Origin of the sequence: Baekduia alba (assembly GCF_028416635.1) — a bacterium.
GTDB classification, from domain to species: Bacteria; Actinomycetota; Thermoleophilia; order Solirubrobacterales; family Solirubrobacteraceae; genus Baekduia; species Baekduia alba.
On record NZ_CP114013.1, the window covers coordinates 5,780,967 to 5,798,053 of the forward strand.

The following is a 17,087-nucleotide window of genomic DNA, read 5'->3' on the forward strand; positions in this document are numbered from 1 at the left end:
ACTCACCCTCCCACTTAGTAGCGCACGCGCGGGTCGAGGAACGCGTACAGGATGTCCACGACCAGGCTCATGATGGCCACGCTGGCGGCCAGGACGATCGTCGTGCCCTGGATCGTGGCAAGGTCACCGCGCTGGATCGCGTCGAATGAGAGACGGCCGACGCCGTCGATGTTGAAGACGGTCTCCGTCAGGATCGCGCCGCCCATCAGGATGCCGATGTCCAGGCCGAGCACGGTGATCACGGGGGTGATCGCCGAGCGCACGCCGTGGCGCAGGACGACGCGCCGCTCGTTCAGGCCCTTGGCCCGCGCGGTGCGGATGTAGTCCTCGCTCATCGTCTCCAGCAGGTTGGAGCGCAGGAGCCGGGCGTAGATCGCGGCGAAGGCCGCGGCCAACACGCACCACGGCATGACCATGGCCCAGCACTTGGCCGGGAAGGTGTGCGCGTCCTGGTAGGCGCCGGCGCCCGGGAAGATCTTCCACTTGCCGATGTCATCGCTGAACAGGTACAGCGAGACGAGGCCCATCCAGTACACGGGCGCCGAGATCGCGACGAGCGCCCCGCCCATCAGGAAGCGGTCCCAGAAGGAGCCGCGCCGCGTGGCGGAGACGATGCCGATGACCACGCCGCTGACGAACCAGACGAGCGCCGCGCCCAGGACCAGGAAGATCGTGTTCGGGAGGCGGTCGAAGATCAGCGACCGCACCGACGTGTTGTTGATGAAGCTGTCGCCGAAGTCGAAGTGCAGCCAGAGCGCCTTCGTGTAGTCGACGTATTGCGCCGGGAGGGACTTGTCGAGGCCAAGCTGGTGCTTGATGGCCTTGATCAGGTCCGGGGACGGATCGCGCCCCGCGCGCAGCGCGGCCGGATCGGCCGTCGGAAGCACGTAGAAGATGAGGAAGGTGACCGCGGTGATCACCAACAGGAGCAGGATCGTCCAGAGGACGCGTCGAGCGATGTAGCTGGCCATGTGGTGGAAAAGGCTCCCCCGTACGCCGCCGCCCCGAGGCGTGAGCCCCGGGGCGGCAGAGACGGATCTCGTGAGCTACTTGATCGAGGTGAAGGACAGGTCCCAGAGCGCGATGTACGGGTTCGCGACGCCGTTGACGTTCTTCGAACGCACCAGCGTGGTCTTGTCCCAGATGAACGGGATGCCGGCGGCATCCTGGACGATCATCTTGTCGACGTTGGCCCACGCCTGGAGGCGTGCGTCACCCTCGAGCAGCGCCGCCTTGTTCATGGCGTCGTCGACCTTGGGGTCGTTCAACATCGAGTAGTTGATGTTGCCGCTCTGGCGGTTGATGAGCGAGCCCTTGAAGACCGGCTCCAACATCGACTGCGGATCGGCGAAGTCCTTGAACCAGCCGGCGCCACCGCACATGCCGACCTTCTTGGACGGGACCTGGCACCAATCCGTGTACACGGCGTCCTGCGGGACCAGGCGCAGACGGGTCTTGAAGCCCATCTTCTGCAGCTGGGCCGAGGCGACTTCGGCCTGGGCCTTGCCCGGGTCGGCGTTGGCGCCGACGATCAGGATCTCGTCGTTGCCCTCGTACTTGCCCGAGGCGTAGCCGGCGGCCTTGAAGTACTTCGCGGCCACGGCCATGTCGCCGTCTTCGTTCTTGTCGTTGAAGTAATCGATGTCCGGGAAGCCCTTGAAGCCACCGGATTGATCGAAGCCCGGGAAGTCCGGCGGCAGCCAGTGCGTGGCGATGTCGCCGACGTACTTGCCACCACGCGCCAGACGCGCCGCGTTCCGGGAGAAGCCCGCCATCACGGCCTTGCGGACGTTGATGTTGTCGAACGGCTTGACCTCGGTGTTCAGCGGGAAGTAGCGGTAGCCACCCGACGGAACGGAGAGGTACTGGTCCTTCACCTGCGTGACGAGGTCCTTGAGGATGTTCGCCGGCGGGTTGGTGTCCAGCAGCATCGACGAGCCGTCGATGACCTGACGGGCCGAGACGTTGGCGTCCGACGCGTTGGTGCGGATGAAGAACGAGTCCGCGTTCGCCGGGCGGTAGTCCGTCTTGGCGTCCCAGTTCGGGTTGCGCACCATCGAGATGCTCTTGCCGGGCTTGTAGCCGGTGAGCGAGCCGGAGCTGTTGTTCTCGATCATGTACGGGCCCGTGAACGCGACGTGCGTGTTGTACGTCGACGGGTTCTTGGCGTCGAACTTCGACGCGTACTCCTTGGGCACCGGCACCGTGATCGGCATCACCAGGGCGGCGACGAACGAGACGGCGGTCGGGTCCTTCAGGTGGAAGACGATCGTCTGGTCGTCGGGCGTCTCGATGCCGGAGATCGGCTTGACGCCGGTCGTGGGCTTCGACGGCGCGCCGTCGATCACCGAGAAGTAGCCGGGGTACTGGCCGCCGACGTTGACCGAGAAGAAGCGCTCGATCGCGTACTTGACGTCGGCCGAGGTCACGTCACGGTTGACCGGCGGCGCGTACTTGACGCCCGGGCGGATCTTGATCGTGACGGTCTTCTTGTCGCTGGAGACCTGAGCCTCGTCAGCGGCGAGGTCCGGCACCGGCTTGTTGGCGTCGTCAGGCTTGAAGGAGTACAGCGGGCGGTTGGTCGCCAGCGTCACCATCTCGCCGAACGTGTAGTAGGTGTGGCCCGGGTCGACGAAGTCGACGTCGGAGGCAGCAAGCATGGTGATCTTGCCGCCCTTCTTGGCGGGGGCGTCAGCCGTCTTGGCGTTCGACTCGGTGCCGGCGCTGCTCTTGGAGGTCGACGACGAGCTGTTGTCGTCGCCTCCACAGGCGGCGACCACGAACGCGAGCACGACGAGCATGCCCGCCACCAGGAATCGGAGGTGACTCCGAGACATGTGCGGTCCTTTCGTAATGGACTGCCGAGCGTTCTCAGGGCTCGGCCATGGGGATGGGCGGCGTCGCACGTGCACTACTTCGACGTCCGCGGGTTGAGCGCATCCTGCAAGCCGTCGCCGACGATGTTGAAGGCGAGGACCGTGATCAGGAGCGCCAGGCCTGGGAAGACCATGAACCACCAGGCGTCCTGGAAGATCGAGGTGGCGTCGGAGATCATCGCGCCCCAGCTCGGCTTGGACGGATCCACGCCGACGCCGAGGAACGACAGTGCCGCCTCGTACAGGATGTTCTGCGGGATGAGCACCGTCGCGTAGACGATGATCGGGGCGATGAGGTTCGGGAGGATCTCCCGGAAGATGATGCGTGCGTCGCTGGCGCCCAGCGAGCGAGACGCCTCGACGAACTCGCGCTCGCGCAGCGACAGCACCTGGCCGCGCACGATGCGGGCCATGTAGGGCCAGGTCGTGAGCGTGATCACGAAGATGATCACCGGCAGGCCCGGCTGGATCGCGCCGCCGAGGCAGCCGTCCGCGCAGGCGACGCCCAGGCCGACGGCCAGGACGAGCACCGGGAACGCCAGGAACAGGTCCATGACGCGGCTGATGAGCGTGTCGACCTTGCCGCGGTAGTAGCCCGTGGTCAGGCCGGCGGTCACGCCGATGATCACGATCAGCGCCGTGGCGATGAACGCGACCTCGAGCGAGACGCGGGAGCCGTAGATGACGCGCGACAGGACGTCGCGCCCGCGCTCGTCGACGCCGAACGGGTGCGCGCCGGACGGCCCGGTGGGCGACCCGAAGTCGTCGAGCAGGTTGTCGTTCTGCGTCCGCGGGTTGGGCAGGCCGAAGACCTTCACGATGAGCGGGGCGAAGATCGCCACGAACACCATGAAGAGCACGATGGCCAGCGCGACAAGCGCCACCTTGTCGCGTCGCAGTCGCCGCCAGAAGAGCTCCAGGGGCGAACGGGCAGCGATGTCCGCTGCCGACTCTCCCGTCAGGTCGACGGGTTCGCTCTCGAGGAGCGATTCGGGGGTGCCGGTGCTCACGCGTCGGCCCCCACGTGCGTGGTCTCGTCCTGCTTAATGGGTCCCTCTCCCAGAAGCTGTTCGACGTTCGCGCTGTAACGGCCCCTGCACCTCCTCAATGGGAGGGGCTTCGCTGCGAACGGCGCGCAGGCTACTCCTCTTGACAGGGATATGTCAGGTTACTTGACCACACACAACCTGAGCTTCACGCAAGCCCTAGAGCCACGGGACTCCACATTGGACAATTCGCGTCCGGAACGGTGTGCCGATCCGACACGTCCGTGTCAGCGCGTCGCGCGGGCGCGGCGCTCGACGAACCCGGTCCCGAGCAGCAGCAGCCAGGACCACTTCGCCAGCGACTCCGAGATCGCGTAGGCGATCACGATCGACAGCGCGAAGATCCCGGCCCGCACCGCGACGCCGACGACGATCTCACGCCGGTCCCGGATCCGCCGCGGCCGCTCGTCGTCCTGGAGGTCGGCGACCAGGCCGTCGTCGAGCGCGACGAGCGAGGTGGGCCCGCTGAGGATCACCGTAATGCCGACGGTCTCCTTGTCCATGTTGTAGTTGTCGTCGTACGCCAAGTGCGTCTGCGACTCCGTAACAGACGCGGCGCCGCGGGTCACCGCCACCGGCGGCCGATGCTCGAAGCTCTCGACCGTGACCGACCCGGACGGGTCCGTGATGGTCGTCGCGCCCGTCAACGCCCCGAGCTGGATTCGAACCAGCGGCCTTCCCCTTAGGAGGGGGACGCTCTATCCATCTGAGCTATCGGGGCCGGATGCCGCAGTGCGGTGAAGCTTAGGACGGCAGGCGAACGACGGAGACGAAGAAGTCGTCGATCTGGCGCACGATCGAGACGAAGCGCTCGAAGTCCACGGGCTTGGTCACGTAGGCGTTGGCGTGCAGCTGGTAGCTCTTGAGGACGTCCTCCTCGGCCTCGGAGGTCGTGAGGACGACGATCGGGATCGAGCGCAGGCGCTCGTCGGACTTCGCCTCGGCCAGGACCTCGCGGCCGTCCTTGCGCGGGAGGTTGAGGTCGAGCAGGACGAGGTCGGGGCGCAGCGACCGCGCGTACTCGCCCTCCTGACGCAGGTAGGCCAGCGCCTGCTCGCCGTCGTGGACCACGTTGAGGTTGTTGTGGACCTTGTTGAACTCGAACGCTTCGCGGATCAGCAGGACGTCGCCGGGATCGTCCTCGACCAGGAGGACTTCGATCGGCTGGCCAGCGGGCTTCGGGGTCATGCGGGGCTCTTCTCGTCGTCGGGGGGAACGGGGAGCGTGAAGCGGAAGGTGGCGCCGGCGCTCTCGCCGTCCTCGGCGTTGTCAGGCTCGAGCCAGATCTGGCCGCCGTGGAACTCCACGATCTTGCGGCACATCGCGAGGCCGATCCCGGTGCCGGTGTACTCCTCCTTGGGATGCAGCCGCTGGAAGATCACGAAGATCCGGTCGGCGTAGCGCGGCGCGATCCCGATGCCGTTGTCGGACACCGTGAAGGTGTACATGTCGGCGTCGCCGTTGGCGGCGGGCGTGCGCGTCACGCCGACGTGGACGTGCGGCGCGTCGTCGCCGCGGAACTTGATGGCGTTGCCGATCAGGTTCTGCAACAGCGCCGTGAGCAGCGAGCGGTCGCCCTGGACGCGCGGCAGCGGCGCGTCGACCTCGACCTGCGCGCCGCTCTCCTCGATCGCCGCGGCGAGGTTGCGCTCGGCGTCGGCGGCGGCCTCGCCCATGTCGACGACGACGTCCGCCGTCCCCACCCGGCCGACGCGCGAGAACGCGAGCAGGTCGTTGATCAGCACCTGCATGCGCTTGGCGCCGTCGACGGCGAAGTCGATGTATTGGTCGGCGCGCTCGTCGAGCTGGCCCTGGTAGCGGTGCTGCAACATCCCCGTGAACGAGGCGACCTTGCGCAGCGGCTCCTGCAGGTCGTGCGACGCGACGTAGGCGAACTGCTCGAGCTCGGCGTTGGAGCGCTGGAGGTCCAGCGTCTGCTCCTCGAGCTGGGCTCGCGCGCGGTTGACCGTGTCGAGCTCGGCGATGATCCGCTGGCGCATCGACTCGACGTCGGTGCTCAGGCCCTGGATGTCGCGTGGGCCCTCGACCGCGACCTCGTGGTCGAACTCGCCGCGCGCGACGCGCCGGGCGTCGCGGGCCAGGTGCGACAGCGGCATCGCGACCACGCGGCTCAGCGTGACCGCCGCCGCGAGCGCGGCGGCGAGGATCAGCGCCGCGGTGAAGATGACCGCCCACTGCGCCAGCGCCGCGGCGTGGCGCAGCTGCGTGCGGGCGTCCGCGCGCTCGGCGATCAGGTGCTGCTGCATCTGGTCGAACGCGCCACGCAGGCCGTCGAACAGCTGCTTGCCCGCGGCGTTCGACGGGAGGTTCTCGGCGCCGACGCCCTCCGCCCGGATCGTCAGGATCGACGGATCGGCGTAGAGCAGGTGCCAGGACGTCGAGGCCGACGCGACGCCTTGGAGGTCCTCGAACAGGTGCGGGACCCTGCCGGTCGCGGCGAGCTCGTCCAGCCGCTTCCGGGCCAGCACCGCGTTCTTGGCGCCGAGGTCATACGGCCCGAGGTAGTCGTTCGTCCCGGCGGCGGCGTACCCGCGGATCCCGGTCTCCTGGTCGACGAGCGCGGTCAGGTAGAACTGCGACGCGACCCGCGCCGGGTCAACGCGCTCGACGACCTGCTCGCGCGCGCCGGTCAGCCGGTGCAGCGCGACGAGGCAGACGACGATCCCGACGAGCGCCGCGACCACCAGCCCGCCCGCCGTCAACGCCAGCCACTGGCCGGAGCGCAGCCGGCTCATGGGGCGGCGAGCACCAGGACGGCGATGTCGTCGGCGAGGTCGCCGCCGTTGAGTCGCTCGGCCGTGGCGATCAGCCGGTCGATGAGCACCGACCCGGGCTCGGCCCCGGCGCGCTCGCGCACCAGGTCGACGAGGCGGTCCGCGCCGAGGCGCTCGGTCCCGCCGTCGACGCGCCCCTCGATCAGGCCGTCGGTGTAGAGCAGCAGCTGCCAGCCCGCCGGGAGCGCGACCGGGACCTCCGGCCACGAGCCGGCCCCGGCGCCGATGCCCAGCGGCGGGCGCGTCAGCGGGCCGGGGAGCTCGGTCGCGTCGCCGCCGGCGATCAGCACCGGCAGCGGATGGCCGGCGACGCGGACGATCGCGCTGCGACGGTCGGGCGCGACCGACACCATGCACGCGGTCGCGAAGACCTCGTCGGCGAGGCGCTCGTGGACCAGCACCTCCTCCAGCGTGCCTAGCAGCTCATCGCTCGCGCGGCCGCCGAGCACGAGCGTGCGCCACGCGATCCGCAGGCACACGCCGAGCGCCGCCGCGTCCGGGTCGTGGCCGCACACGTCGCCGATGACCGCGTGCAGCGTGCCGTCGGCGGCCTCGACCACGTCGTAGAAGTCCCCGCCGAGCAGGGCGCGCTCGCGGCCGGGGCGGTAGCCCGTGTCGACCGCGATCTGGCCGTCGGCGACCAGCGGGCGCGGGAGCAGCCCGCGCTCCAGGCGCGCGTTCTCCTCGGCCGTCAGGTTGGCCGCGCGCAGCTGGCCCTGGACGACCTCCGCGCGCTGGCGCTCGATCGCGTAGCGGATCGAGCGGGCGAGCAGCTCGCCGTCGACGCGGCCCTTGACGAGGTAGTCCTGCGCGCCGGCGGCCACCGCCTCCAGGCCCCGGGCCGAGTCGCTGAGGCCGGTGAGGACGAGCATCGGGACGCCGGGCGCGGCGGCGCGCAGGCGATGCAGCGCGGCGAGGCCGTCGGCGTCCGGGAGGCCGAGGTCCAGCACGACGCAGGCGACGTCGTCCGGGAGCAGCGCCGCGGCGGCGGCGACCGTGCGCTCGCGGACGACGCTGACGTCGAGGTCGGCGTCGCGCAGCAGCTCCTCGAACAGGAACGCGTCGCCGTCGTCGTCCTCGACGAGGAGGACCCGAAGCGTGGAGGTGGCGACCATCTCCGTGGGACCTGACCCGGCCGGCACGTGCACGAGCGCCAACTTACACGCGCGTGCGGGAGGCTTCAGCCACGATCGGGCCGATCAGGGTAAATCTGGTCAATCGTGGTGCAGGGGACGTACGGAGCGCCGGCCGCCGCCGCGATCTTCTCGGCTCCGCCGGCGAGGCGGTCGAGGACCGCGATCACGCCGACGATCTCGTGGCCGGCCTCGCGCACCGCGTCGATCGCCTGCAGCGTGGAGCCGCCCGTCGTCACGACGTCCTCGACGATCACGCAGCGCTCGCCGGCGTCCAGGGGCGGCCCTTCGATGCGCCGCTGGAGGCCGTGCTGCTTGGTCTCCTTGCGGACGAAGAAGGCCTTGCCGGCGAAGCCGCCGGCCAGCGCGGCGCACGCGACCGGGTCGGCGCCCATCGTGAGGCCGCCGACCGCGGTGGCGCCCCACTCGCGCGCGTGGTGCGCGACGAGCTCCCCCAGGGCGGCGAAGCCGGCCGGCCGGAGGATGGCGCGCTTGGCGTCCACGTAGTACTGCGCGGTCTTGCCGCTCGTCAGCACGACCTCGCCCTTGATCAGCGCGTGCGTCCGTAGTTCGTCCACGAGGCGTTGGGTGGCGTCCATGAGCGGCCGTAGTCTATGCGCGTGATCGAACGGGCCCTGCGCCTCGCCGCCATCGTGTGCAGCCTGCTCGTGGTCGCCGGCTGGGGGTGGTTCGTCATCGACGAGACGAGCGCGGCGTCGAAGAACTCGCAGGCCGAGATCGCCGGCCAGGCCGCGTCGCGCACGGCGAGCCCGGATCCGGACGCCGAGCGCGACCGCGAGAAGGTCAACTCGAAGGTGCACGAGTGGGTCGACGACGCCAACGACGTGCTCCTGCGGCCGTTCTCCTCGGTGGGCGAGTCGAGCTCGAGCAAGTGGGTGCGGCGGACGGTCCCGGCCCTGCTGGCGCTGCTCGTCTACGGATTCGGGCTCGGTCTGCTGGCGCGGGTGGCCGCCGGCCGCTGGTGACCGCCTTCGGCCGGGCGTTCGCGCTCGGGGTCGAAGAGGAGCTGATCGTCGTCGACGGCACGACGCTCGCCGTCTCGCACACCGGCGTCGACGTGCTCGAGGCCATGGAGGTGCCGGCGGGCACCGGGAGCGCGCACCCTGACACGTACGCGGCGCTGGTCGAGTTCGCCTCGCCGGTGTGCGCGACGCCGGAGGAGGGCGTGCGCGCGGTCGCGGCGCTGCGGGCGCGGGCCCGCGCGACCGGCGCGTCGATGATCGGCGCGGGGATCCATCCCGACGGCGCGTTCGGCGACGTCGTGCACGTCGACGAGCCGCGCTACCACGCGATCCACGACCAGCTGCGCGGCCTGCTGCGCCGCACGCCGACGTGCGCGCTGCACGTCCACGTCGGGATGCCGGACCCCGAGACAGCCATCCACGTGTACAACGGGCTGCGCGAGTGGCTGCCGTTGTTGCAGGCCTTGGCGGCGAGCTCCCCGTTCTGGCACGGGTCCGACAGCGGGCTGGCGACCTCGCGCGCGCAGCTGTTCCGCGGCTACCCGCGCGGCGACATCCCGCGGGCGTTCGCGTCGTTCGACGACTTCGAGGAGAGCGTCGGCGCGGTGCTCGCGGCCGGCGACCTCGCCGACTACACGTTCCTGTGGTGGGACATCCGCCCGCATCCGCGGCTGGGGACGGTCGAGATCCGGGCGATGGACGCGCAGTCGTCGCTGCGCACCGTGCTCGGGTTGGTGTCCTTGATCCACGGCCTGGCGCAGGCGGCCGCCGGCGCGCCGGAGCCGGACGGCGGCTGGTCGCCGCGGGAGGCGCTGATGGAGTCGTCGTTCCGCGCGGCGCGCGACGGCCTGGCGGCGACGCTGCGCCACGACGGCGCCCTGCGGCCGGTGCGCGAGATCGCGCGCGCCGCGATCGAGCGGGCCCGGCCGTTCGCCGCGGGCGACGGCCTCGACGAGGTCGTCCGGATCGTCGAGCACACCGGCGGCGGCGCGGACCGCCAGCGCGCGGCGTTCGCCCGCGGCGGGATGCGCGCGCTGCTGCAGCTGCTCGCGGCCGAGACCGCGGCGGACCCGTTCAGCACGGCGACATGATGGCCTACGGGTAGACGTCCACGTAGTCGCCGTACCTGATCCAGCTGTAGATCGGGACGGCGTCCGGGACGGGCGTGCGCAGGCAGCCGTGGGAGGCGGCGAAGGTCGGGACCTCCGCGTAGCCGTGGATGCCGTAGCCGCCGTGGAAGTAGGAGGTGAAGACCATGCCCTTGGCGTTGGTGCCCGGCGTCTTGGAGTAGACGCGGAACGTGCCGAGGACGGTGGGCGTCGAGGGCTTGCCCGAGGAGATCGGGTAGATGCGCTCGACCTTGGACCCGCCGATCAGGGCCAGCACCTGCAGCGACAGGTCAGCCTCGACGTGGTGGCCCTGCTTGGGGAAGCGCACCCTGAAGGCGCCCGCGCCGTGGGCGAGCTTGCGGAACACGTCCTTGCTCGCCTCCTGCGTGCGCGCCATCCCCGTGACCTTGCGGAAGGCCAGGACCGCGCGGGCGGTGCGCCCGTCGTAGACGCCCTTCTGCCCGATGACGTACCCCAAGGCCTTCAACTTGCGCTGGAGCACGCGGACCGCGAGGCCCTTCGAGCCGGGCGACGCGCGCAGCGGCAGGACGTCGACGCCGCGGCCCTTGGCCACCATCGTGGCGAGCTCCGCGGTCGCGCGGTGCGACGCGCGGACCGTGATGTGCCCGGCCTTGCCGGCCCGGTAGCCGAGGACGAACATCCCGGCCGTGCCGCTCTTGGAGGCCTTGATCGCGACCTTCTTGGACGCGATCTTCCTGTCGCCGCGGTAGAAGCGCACGACGACGGTCTGGCCCGCGACGAACGGCTTGACCGCGCCGCGGATCCGGAAGCGGTCGCCGGCCAGGACGGCGGCCGACCGGCCGTTGACCTTCTCGAGCGTGAGGCCGAGCTTGCCGGCGGCTGGGGCCGGAGCCGGAGCCGGCGGCGGCGTGGTCGTCGGGGGCGTCGCCGTGGTGGGTGGCGCGGCGGTCGTCGGCGGCGTCGCCGTCGTCTGCGCCTGGGCGGTGCCGGCCAGCGCGAAGGTGGTCAGGGCGGCGGCGGCGACGGCGGCTCGGCGATGCATAGGCGCGCGAATCGTACCCGCGCCGGCTCCGGGGTCAGCCGATTGGCGCGGACGGACTCATCAGCCGGACGGCGCCGGACGGCGCCGGCTCCGGCCAGAAGCGCAGGCCGAGCCAGACGAACAGCGCGATGCAGGCCGGCGCGAGGATCAGCACGACGGGCACCTGCCAGGACCAGTGCTCGCTGCTGCTCATCGCCACCGAGTTGTTGATGCAGTGCAGCGCGATGCCCGGGTACAGGGAGCCGGTCTTCTCGCGGATGAAGCACAGCGCCATGCCCAGGAGCGCGAGCGGGACGACGAACGCGATCGGCGAGCCGAAGACGTGCACGACCCCGAACGCGAGGCCCGTGAAGCCCGCGGCGAACCAGAAGCCGTGAGACCGCAGCGCGCCGAAGAAGTACCCGCGGAAGAAGAACTCCTCGGCCAGCGGCGCGCAGACGGTCACCACGAACGTGACGAGGATCAGCGCGATCGTGGAGTCCTTCGCGCCGAGGTCCTCGGTGATCGTGTCCTTCGCGTCGGGCTGACCGATGATCGACAGCCAGACGAACGAGGCGATGATGAAGACGAGGTAGCCGCCGACGACGTAGGCCACCGACTTGCGCAGCGGCGCCGGGTTGAGCCCGAACGCCTCGGGCCGCGGCGGCGCGACGGCGCGCGCGAACAGGATCGCGGCGCCGATCAGGCAGATGTCCTGCGCGATGACCGACGTGATGCTGACCGCCGGCGGCGGGTCCTGCAGGTCGGCGCCGAAGAGCACGCCGATCAACCCGATGAACAACCCGGCGACGAGCGCGGCGGCGAAGCCGGCGAAGAGCGCGGCCGGCGCCGACCACGCGGGCCACGGCGGGATCGCGCTCGGAACCCGCGGGCGTTCGGGATGCTCGGGCGGCGCGGGGTGCGCGCCGTCGGCCGGGACGGACGTCATCGCCCGGGAGAGTAGGGGGCGAAGCTTGACGGAGCATCAACGGCGAGCAGCGGCCCCAGCGCCGTGAGGTCGGCGACCGTCGTGACGCCGGGCACGGGCGCTGGCGTGGGCGCGCCGTCGCGCGCGACGAGGATGGGGCGCAGGCCCGCGGCGAGCGCGCCGGCGACGTCGTGCTCCGGGCTGTCGCCGACGTGGACGACCGCGCTCGGCGCCGGATCGCCGGCCAGCGCGAGCGCCTGGCGGAAGATCGCGCCGTCGGGCTTGCTCGACCCGGCCTCGGCGGAGGAGAGGGCGGCGTCGACCAGCGGCTCCAGGCCCGTCGCCGCGAGCGCCTCGTGCAGCGAGACGTCCCAGTTGGAGACGACGACCAGCCGCAGGCCGGCGGCGCGCAACGTCCTCAGCGCCGGCGCGGCGTCCGGATAGGCCGTGAAGCGCAGGCTGGCGAGCAGCGCCTCCCGCAGGTCGGCGACGTCCCGTGCGCGCCGCGGCAGCGCGGCCCGCAGCACCTCCGCGCAGCGATCGCGCAGGTCGGCGAGCGCCGCCGCGTCCGCGGCCTCGTCATGATGGGCGCGGTAGTAGGCGATCTCGGTGCGCAGCGCGCGCGACGCCTCGTCCTCGGAGACCGCGACGCCCCGCGCCGCCAGCTCCGCCCGCAGCAGCGGCACCGGCGGCTCCAGCCGCACGAGCGTGCCGAGCGCGTCGAGCAGGACCGCCTGAGGACGCACCGCGGCGCCCCGCTTCATGCGACCCAATGCCACGTCGTGAACAGCGCGCTGCACGCCGCGAGGCCGACCGCGAACACCCCGAGCACCGCGACCCGGCGCCATGCCGGGCCGCGCGCCAGCCACCAGCCGAGCCACAGGAAGAGCGGGTAGAGGACGGCCTCGAAGCGCGGCAGCGACATCAGCGGCTGCGGCACGACCGGATAGGACAGCGGCAGCAGCAGCGCGAAGAACGCGTAGGCGGCGTGGGCCAGCGGCAGCCGCCGGAAGGCGCCGACCAGCGCCGGGACGGCGATCAGCAGGCACGCGAAGAGCGCGACGTTGTGGCGGCCGATCGCCATCGCGTCGCCGACGGCCTTGTCGAAGTAGGTCGGCGGCGGCGGGCCGTGGACCAGCTGCCGCGCGCCGTCCCAGGCCGCGGTCGCGCCGTCGGCCACGCCTGTCCACGGCCCCTTGAGCGCGCGGTGCCACGTGTCCTGGGACGAGAACGGCGCGCGGGCGCTCTCGCCGTCCACCGCCAGGTACCCGCAGAACGCCGCGAGCCCGAGCGGCACCACGGCCAGCCAGCCGGCGGTCCGCCACGGCACGCGGGTCGGGTGGGCCCGGCGCGCCTCCCACCACAGCAGCGCCAGCGGGATCATGAGCAGCAGCCCGGCGCTGCGCGTCGCCGCGCCCAATGCCCCCAGCACGCCGGCCCACGCCCAGCGCTCCTTGCGCGCGCACAGCACCGCCCCGACCGACACCATCAAGAACAGCGACTCCGAGTACGCCGCCGAGAACCACAGCGAGCCGGGGAACAGCGCCAGCGCGACCACCGTCCAGCGCGCGGCCTCCGGCCCGACTTCGATCACGGCCAGCCGGTGCAGCGCGGCCAGGGCCATCAGGAACGTCACGAACGACACCAGCAGCGCGGCGACCAGCGGCGACCCGACCACCCAGCCGCCGGCCCGGACGACCATGGGGTACAGCGGGAAGAACGCGGCGCGGTCCGCGCTCCCCGCGCCGTAGCCGTCGTTGGCGATGTTGAGGTACCAGACGCTGTCCCACCGCGCCCCAGGCCCGACCAGCAGGTCGCCGACCGCGCCGAACGGTCGCGTCACCCCGCCCGGGTCGAAGTTCGCGCGGTGCGTCGCGTGGATGCCCCAGACCGCGACCGCGCCCAGCCCGGCCGCCCAGACGAGCAGCCGCGAGGTCCACAGCGCGGTCCACGCGGCGCGCACGTCCGGGCGCCACGACGCCCACACGGCCCGCCAGCGCGCGTCCCGGCGCTTTTGTACGGTCACGCCCACGTGACGCACATCGTGGCAGCCTCGTTCCTCGAGAAGTACGACAACCTCTTCACCGCGTTCGGGACGCTGGTCGCCGGCGCGCTGATCATCTTCTTCTTCGACCGCTTCCTGGTCCGCCGCGCGACGCGGCTGGCCGGCGCCATCACCGGCGAGCAGGGGCTCTCCCGCGACGCCGCGACGCGGCTGCGCTTCGCCCGCCGCGTGATCGAGGCCGTCGTGGCGATCATCGTCATCGCGATCGCGCTGTCGGAGTTCGACTCGCTGGACCGCGTCGGCCGCGCGATCCTGGCCTCCAGCGCGATCACCGCCGCCGTCGTCGGCTTCGCGGCCCGCCAGACGCTGGCCAACGCGATCGCCGGGATCCTGCTGGCGGTCGTCCAGCCGATCCGGATCGGCGACCTCGTCACGTTCGAGGGCGACACCGGCACCGTCGAGGACGTCGGCCTCACCTACACGTGGCTGCGCACGGGCGCCGACGCGCGCCTGCTGATCCCCAACGAGCGCCTGGCCGGCGGGATCATCCGCAACGACTCGATCCGGTCGCCCACGGTCTCGATCGAGGTGTCCGTGTGGCTCGCGCCCGACGCCGACGAGGCCCAGGCGCTGGAGGCGCTGCGCGCGATCGCCGGCGTCCGCGCCCGCATCGCCGAGTCCACCCACGAGGGCCTGCGGATCCTCGTCATGGGCGAGCCCGGGCCGCCGTCGGAGCGCCTCGCCCGGGAGGCCGACCTGCGCGCCACCGCGCTCGGCGCGCTGCGCCGCGCCGGCGTGCGCTGACGCCCGTCCGGCGGAGGACTCGCGCGGGCGGGCTAGAATCCCCTCTTCGCGAGCGCGCCCTCGGGAGGGGTTCCACGCGCTTGCCTCCCCGCTTATGTCCCGCCGCGAACGCCAGCGCCGTCGGCGCCGCAACAAGGGCGGCCCTGCCCGCCCCCTCTTCCTCGCCATCGGCGTCTTGACGACGTTCGCCGCTCTCGCGGTGCTCGGCGCGGTCGGCTGGGTCGTCTCGGTGGCCAACTCCGGACCGACGCTCGACACGATCAAGCCCCAGGACCAGGGGGCCGCGTCGGTGATCTACGCCGCGGACGGCAGCCGCCTGGGCTTCATCAGCTCCGACGTCCTGCGCACGCCCGTCACCGGCGGCCAGATCCCGCAGGTCGTCCGCGACGCGACCGTCGCGATCGAGGACCGTCGCTTCTTCGAGCACAAGGGCGTCGACTTCGAGGGCGTCGTCCGCGCCGCCGTCAAGAACCTCGAGTCCAAGGACGACGTCCAGGGCGGCTCGACGCTGACGATGCAGCTGATCCGCAACCTGTACACCAAGGACACGGTCCGGACCGGCGTCGAGGGCTACAAGCGCAAGATCCGCGAGGCCAAGCTCGCCGAGGAGCTGGAGAACAACCACCCCGGCCAGCGCGGCAAGCGCTGGATCCTCGACAGCTACCTCAACAACGTGCCCTACGGCACGGTCGGCGGCAAGACCGCGGTCGGCATCCAGGCCGCGGCGCGCATCTTCTACGACAAGCCCGCCGAGAAGCTGACGCTCGCGCAGGCCGCGCTGCTCGCCGGCCTCCCGCAGGCGCCGTCGCTCTACAACCCGTTCCTCAGCGCCTCCAAGGCCAAGGCGCGCCGCGACGACGTGCTGCGCCGCATGGCCGACCAGGGCTACATCACCCAGGCCCAGGCCGCGAAGGCGATCCAGGCGCCGCTCGGCGTCAAGCCCAACGGCTACTACTCCAAGAAGCGCGAGAGCTACTTCTACGACTACGTCAAGCAGCAGCTGGTCGACGAGTACGGGGCCAAGCGGGTGCAGGCCGGCGGCATGCACATCTACACGACGCTGGACCTGAAGATGCAGAGCGCGGCGCGCAAGGCGCTCGACGACGCGCTCGCCGGGACCGACAAGTCCGGCGCGATCGTCTCGGTCGACCCGCGCAACGGCGACATCAAGGCCATGGCCTCGACCGCGCGCTACGGGCAGTTCAAGTTCAACCTGGCGGCGCAGGGCGGCTACGCGGCCGGCTCGACGTTCAAGGTGATGGTCTTGATGACCGCCCTCCGCAAGGGCGTCGACCCCGACAGCACGACGTACACGTCGATGCCGCTGAAGTTCGACGACCCCAAGTACGGGCCGATCGACGTCCACACGTACGCCGGCACCTACCTCGGCCGCGCGAACCTGGTCAAGGCGACGCTGGCGTCCGACAACTCGATCTACCAGCAGCTCGACCTCGACGTCGGCCCCGACAACGTCACGCAGACCGCGAAGGACATGGGGATCAAGTCCCCGATGGAGAGCGTGCCGGCCGAGGGCCTGGGCGGCCTCAAGCACGGCGTCTCGCCGCTGGAGATGGCCAACGCCTACGCGACGATCGCCTCCAACGGCTGGCGCAACAAGGTCTCCGCGGTCCGCAAGGTGTGCTTCCCCACGAAGCTGGGCGGCTTCGACTGCAAGCTCGACAAGGCGCACCGCCACCGTGCGTTCGAGGACGGCGTCACCGCCGAGGCGACGAAGATCCTGAAGGCCAACGTCGAAGGCGGCACCGGCACCAAGGCGCAGTTCGGCTGCCCGGCCGCCGGCAAGACCGGCACCGTCGATGACTTCACCGACGCGTGGTTCGTCGGCTACACCCCGCGCCTGGCGACGTCGGTCTGGGTCGGCCACGCCACCGACCGCCGCACGCTCGGCCCGGGCGCCGCCGGCGGCGAGGTCGCCGCGCCGATCTGGGGCGCCTACATGAAGACCGCGCACGGCAAGTACTGCGGGGACTTCTCCAAGCCCAAGCACGCGTTCGTCTCGACCCCGTTCTTCGGCAAGTACGCCAAGACCGGCGTCCAGGACAACAAGGTCGACCCGAGCGAGTACCAGACCGACACGTCCGGCGCCAAGGACCTCGAGACCGGCAAGGCCAAGGACGGCAACGGGACCGGCAACGGCTCGCAGCAGTACCCGAGCGACCAGTACGCGTCGCCGCCCCAGGGCGAGCCGAACACGCAGACCGCGCCGAGCACCGGCGCCGGGACGGGCACCGGCAACGGCAACGGGACGGGCGCGACCGGCACCGGGAACGGCACCGCCACCCCGACGCCCGACACGGGCGCGGGCGGCGGCACCGGCGCGCCCCCGCCGTAGGCCCTGGGCCGCGCGGCGTCCGCCGCTTCGCCAAACCCTTGTCTGCGCCACC

General features: G+C 71.4%; 16 protein-coding genes and 1 tRNA gene. 4 read left to right on the plus strand and 13 right to left on the minus strand.

Annotated elements, in window-relative coordinates; genetic code table 11:
- Positions 1 to 14: 14 nt before the first annotated feature.
- From DSM104299_RS28860 to pyrE, 9 genes are all read right to left on the minus strand, one after another.
- Positions 15 to 971 carry an ABC transporter permease gene (locus tag DSM104299_RS28860; protein ID WP_272475138.1) on the minus strand — a complete coding sequence of 319 codons (957 nt, stop codon included), beginning with the start codon at positions 969 to 971 and terminating at the stop codon, positions 15 to 17.
- 75 nt (positions 972 to 1,046) lie between these two features.
- A complete protein-coding gene (locus DSM104299_RS28865) occupies positions 1,047 to 2,837 on the minus strand; it encodes an ABC transporter substrate-binding protein (RefSeq protein WP_272475139.1) in 1,791 nt (596 codons plus the stop codon).
- Between the two features lie 74 nt (positions 2,838 to 2,911).
- On the minus strand, positions 2,912 to 3,886 hold the full coding sequence (locus DSM104299_RS28870) for an ABC transporter permease (protein WP_272475140.1): 975 nt from the start codon (positions 3,884 to 3,886) through the stop codon (positions 2,912 to 2,914).
- A 263-nt stretch (positions 3,887 to 4,149) separates the two neighbouring features.
- The gene (locus DSM104299_RS28875; RefSeq protein ID WP_272475141.1) at positions 4,150 to 4,569 is read right to left on the minus strand and encodes a hypothetical protein; all 420 of its coding nucleotides are present in this window, start codon (positions 4,567 to 4,569) and stop codon (positions 4,150 to 4,152) included.
- Positions 4,570 to 4,643 (minus strand) — tRNA-Arg (locus DSM104299_RS28880).
- 23 nt (positions 4,644 to 4,666) lie between these two features.
- Positions 4,667 to 5,110 carry a response regulator gene (locus DSM104299_RS28885; protein ID WP_272475142.1) on the minus strand — a complete coding sequence of 148 codons (444 nt, stop codon included), beginning with the start codon at positions 5,108 to 5,110 and terminating at the stop codon, positions 4,667 to 4,669.
- Entirely contained in the window at positions 5,107 to 6,678 is a 1,572-nt protein-coding gene (locus DSM104299_RS28890) for a sensor histidine kinase (RefSeq protein ID WP_272475143.1), read from the minus strand. The genes DSM104299_RS28885 and DSM104299_RS28890 overlap by 4 nt, the downstream gene beginning before the upstream one ends.
- The gene (locus DSM104299_RS28895; RefSeq protein ID WP_272475144.1) at positions 6,675 to 7,832 is read right to left on the minus strand and encodes a PP2C family protein-serine/threonine phosphatase; all 1,158 of its coding nucleotides are present in this window, start codon (positions 7,830 to 7,832) and stop codon (positions 6,675 to 6,677) included. Before DSM104299_RS28895 ends, DSM104299_RS28890 begins: the two co-directional genes overlap by 4 nt.
- 65 nt (positions 7,833 to 7,897) lie before the next feature.
- On the minus strand, positions 7,898 to 8,449 hold the full coding sequence (gene pyrE, locus DSM104299_RS28900) for an orotate phosphoribosyltransferase (RefSeq protein WP_272475145.1): 552 nt from the start codon (positions 8,447 to 8,449) through the stop codon (positions 7,898 to 7,900).
- 21 nt (positions 8,450 to 8,470) lie between these two features.
- Here pyrE and DSM104299_RS28905 point away from each other — a divergent pair, with 21 nt between their 5' ends.
- Positions 8,471 to 8,836 carry a hypothetical protein gene (locus DSM104299_RS28905; protein ID WP_272475146.1) on the plus strand — a complete coding sequence of 122 codons (366 nt, stop codon included), beginning with the start codon at positions 8,471 to 8,473 and terminating at the stop codon, positions 8,834 to 8,836.
- Entirely contained in the window at positions 8,833 to 9,924 is a 1,092-nt protein-coding gene (locus DSM104299_RS28910; RefSeq protein WP_272475147.1) for a carboxylate-amine ligase, read from the plus strand. Before DSM104299_RS28905 ends, DSM104299_RS28910 begins: the two co-directional genes overlap by 4 nt.
- Positions 9,925 to 9,928: 4 nt before the next feature.
- Here the strand turns inward: DSM104299_RS28910 and DSM104299_RS28915 are convergent, their stop codons facing one another.
- The 4 genes from DSM104299_RS28915 to DSM104299_RS28930 are packed head-to-tail and all read right to left on the minus strand — an operon-like array spanning position 9,929 to position 13,914.
- A complete protein-coding gene (locus tag DSM104299_RS28915) occupies positions 9,929 to 10,966 on the minus strand; it encodes a L,D-transpeptidase family protein (RefSeq protein WP_272475148.1) in 1,038 nt (345 codons plus the stop codon).
- A 34-nt stretch (positions 10,967 to 11,000) separates the two neighbouring features.
- Positions 11,001 to 11,894, minus strand: a complete 894-nt coding sequence (locus tag DSM104299_RS28920) for a CPBP family intramembrane glutamic endopeptidase (protein ID WP_272475149.1) — start codon at positions 11,892 to 11,894, stop codon at positions 11,001 to 11,003.
- Positions 11,891 to 12,637 carry an HAD family hydrolase gene (locus DSM104299_RS28925; protein ID WP_272475150.1) on the minus strand — a complete coding sequence of 249 codons (747 nt, stop codon included), beginning with the start codon at positions 12,635 to 12,637 and terminating at the stop codon, positions 11,891 to 11,893. Before DSM104299_RS28925 ends, DSM104299_RS28920 begins: the two co-directional genes overlap by 4 nt.
- The gene (locus DSM104299_RS28930; protein ID WP_272475151.1) at positions 12,634 to 13,914 is read right to left on the minus strand and encodes a mannosyltransferase family protein; all 1,281 of its coding nucleotides are present in this window, start codon (positions 13,912 to 13,914) and stop codon (positions 12,634 to 12,636) included. Before DSM104299_RS28930 ends, DSM104299_RS28925 begins: the two co-directional genes overlap by 4 nt.
- On the opposite strand from DSM104299_RS28930, the gene DSM104299_RS28935 reads away from it, so the two are divergent.
- Entirely contained in the window at positions 13,906 to 14,682 is a 777-nt protein-coding gene (locus DSM104299_RS28935) for a mechanosensitive ion channel family protein (protein ID WP_272475152.1), read from the plus strand. The genes DSM104299_RS28930 and DSM104299_RS28935 overlap by 9 nt on opposite strands.
- Positions 14,683 to 14,776: 94 nt before the next feature.
- Positions 14,777 to 17,035, plus strand: a complete 2,259-nt coding sequence (locus DSM104299_RS28940; RefSeq protein ID WP_272475153.1) for a transglycosylase domain-containing protein — start codon at positions 14,777 to 14,779, stop codon at positions 17,033 to 17,035.
- The last annotated feature ends 52 nt before the right edge of the window (positions 17,036 to 17,087 follow it).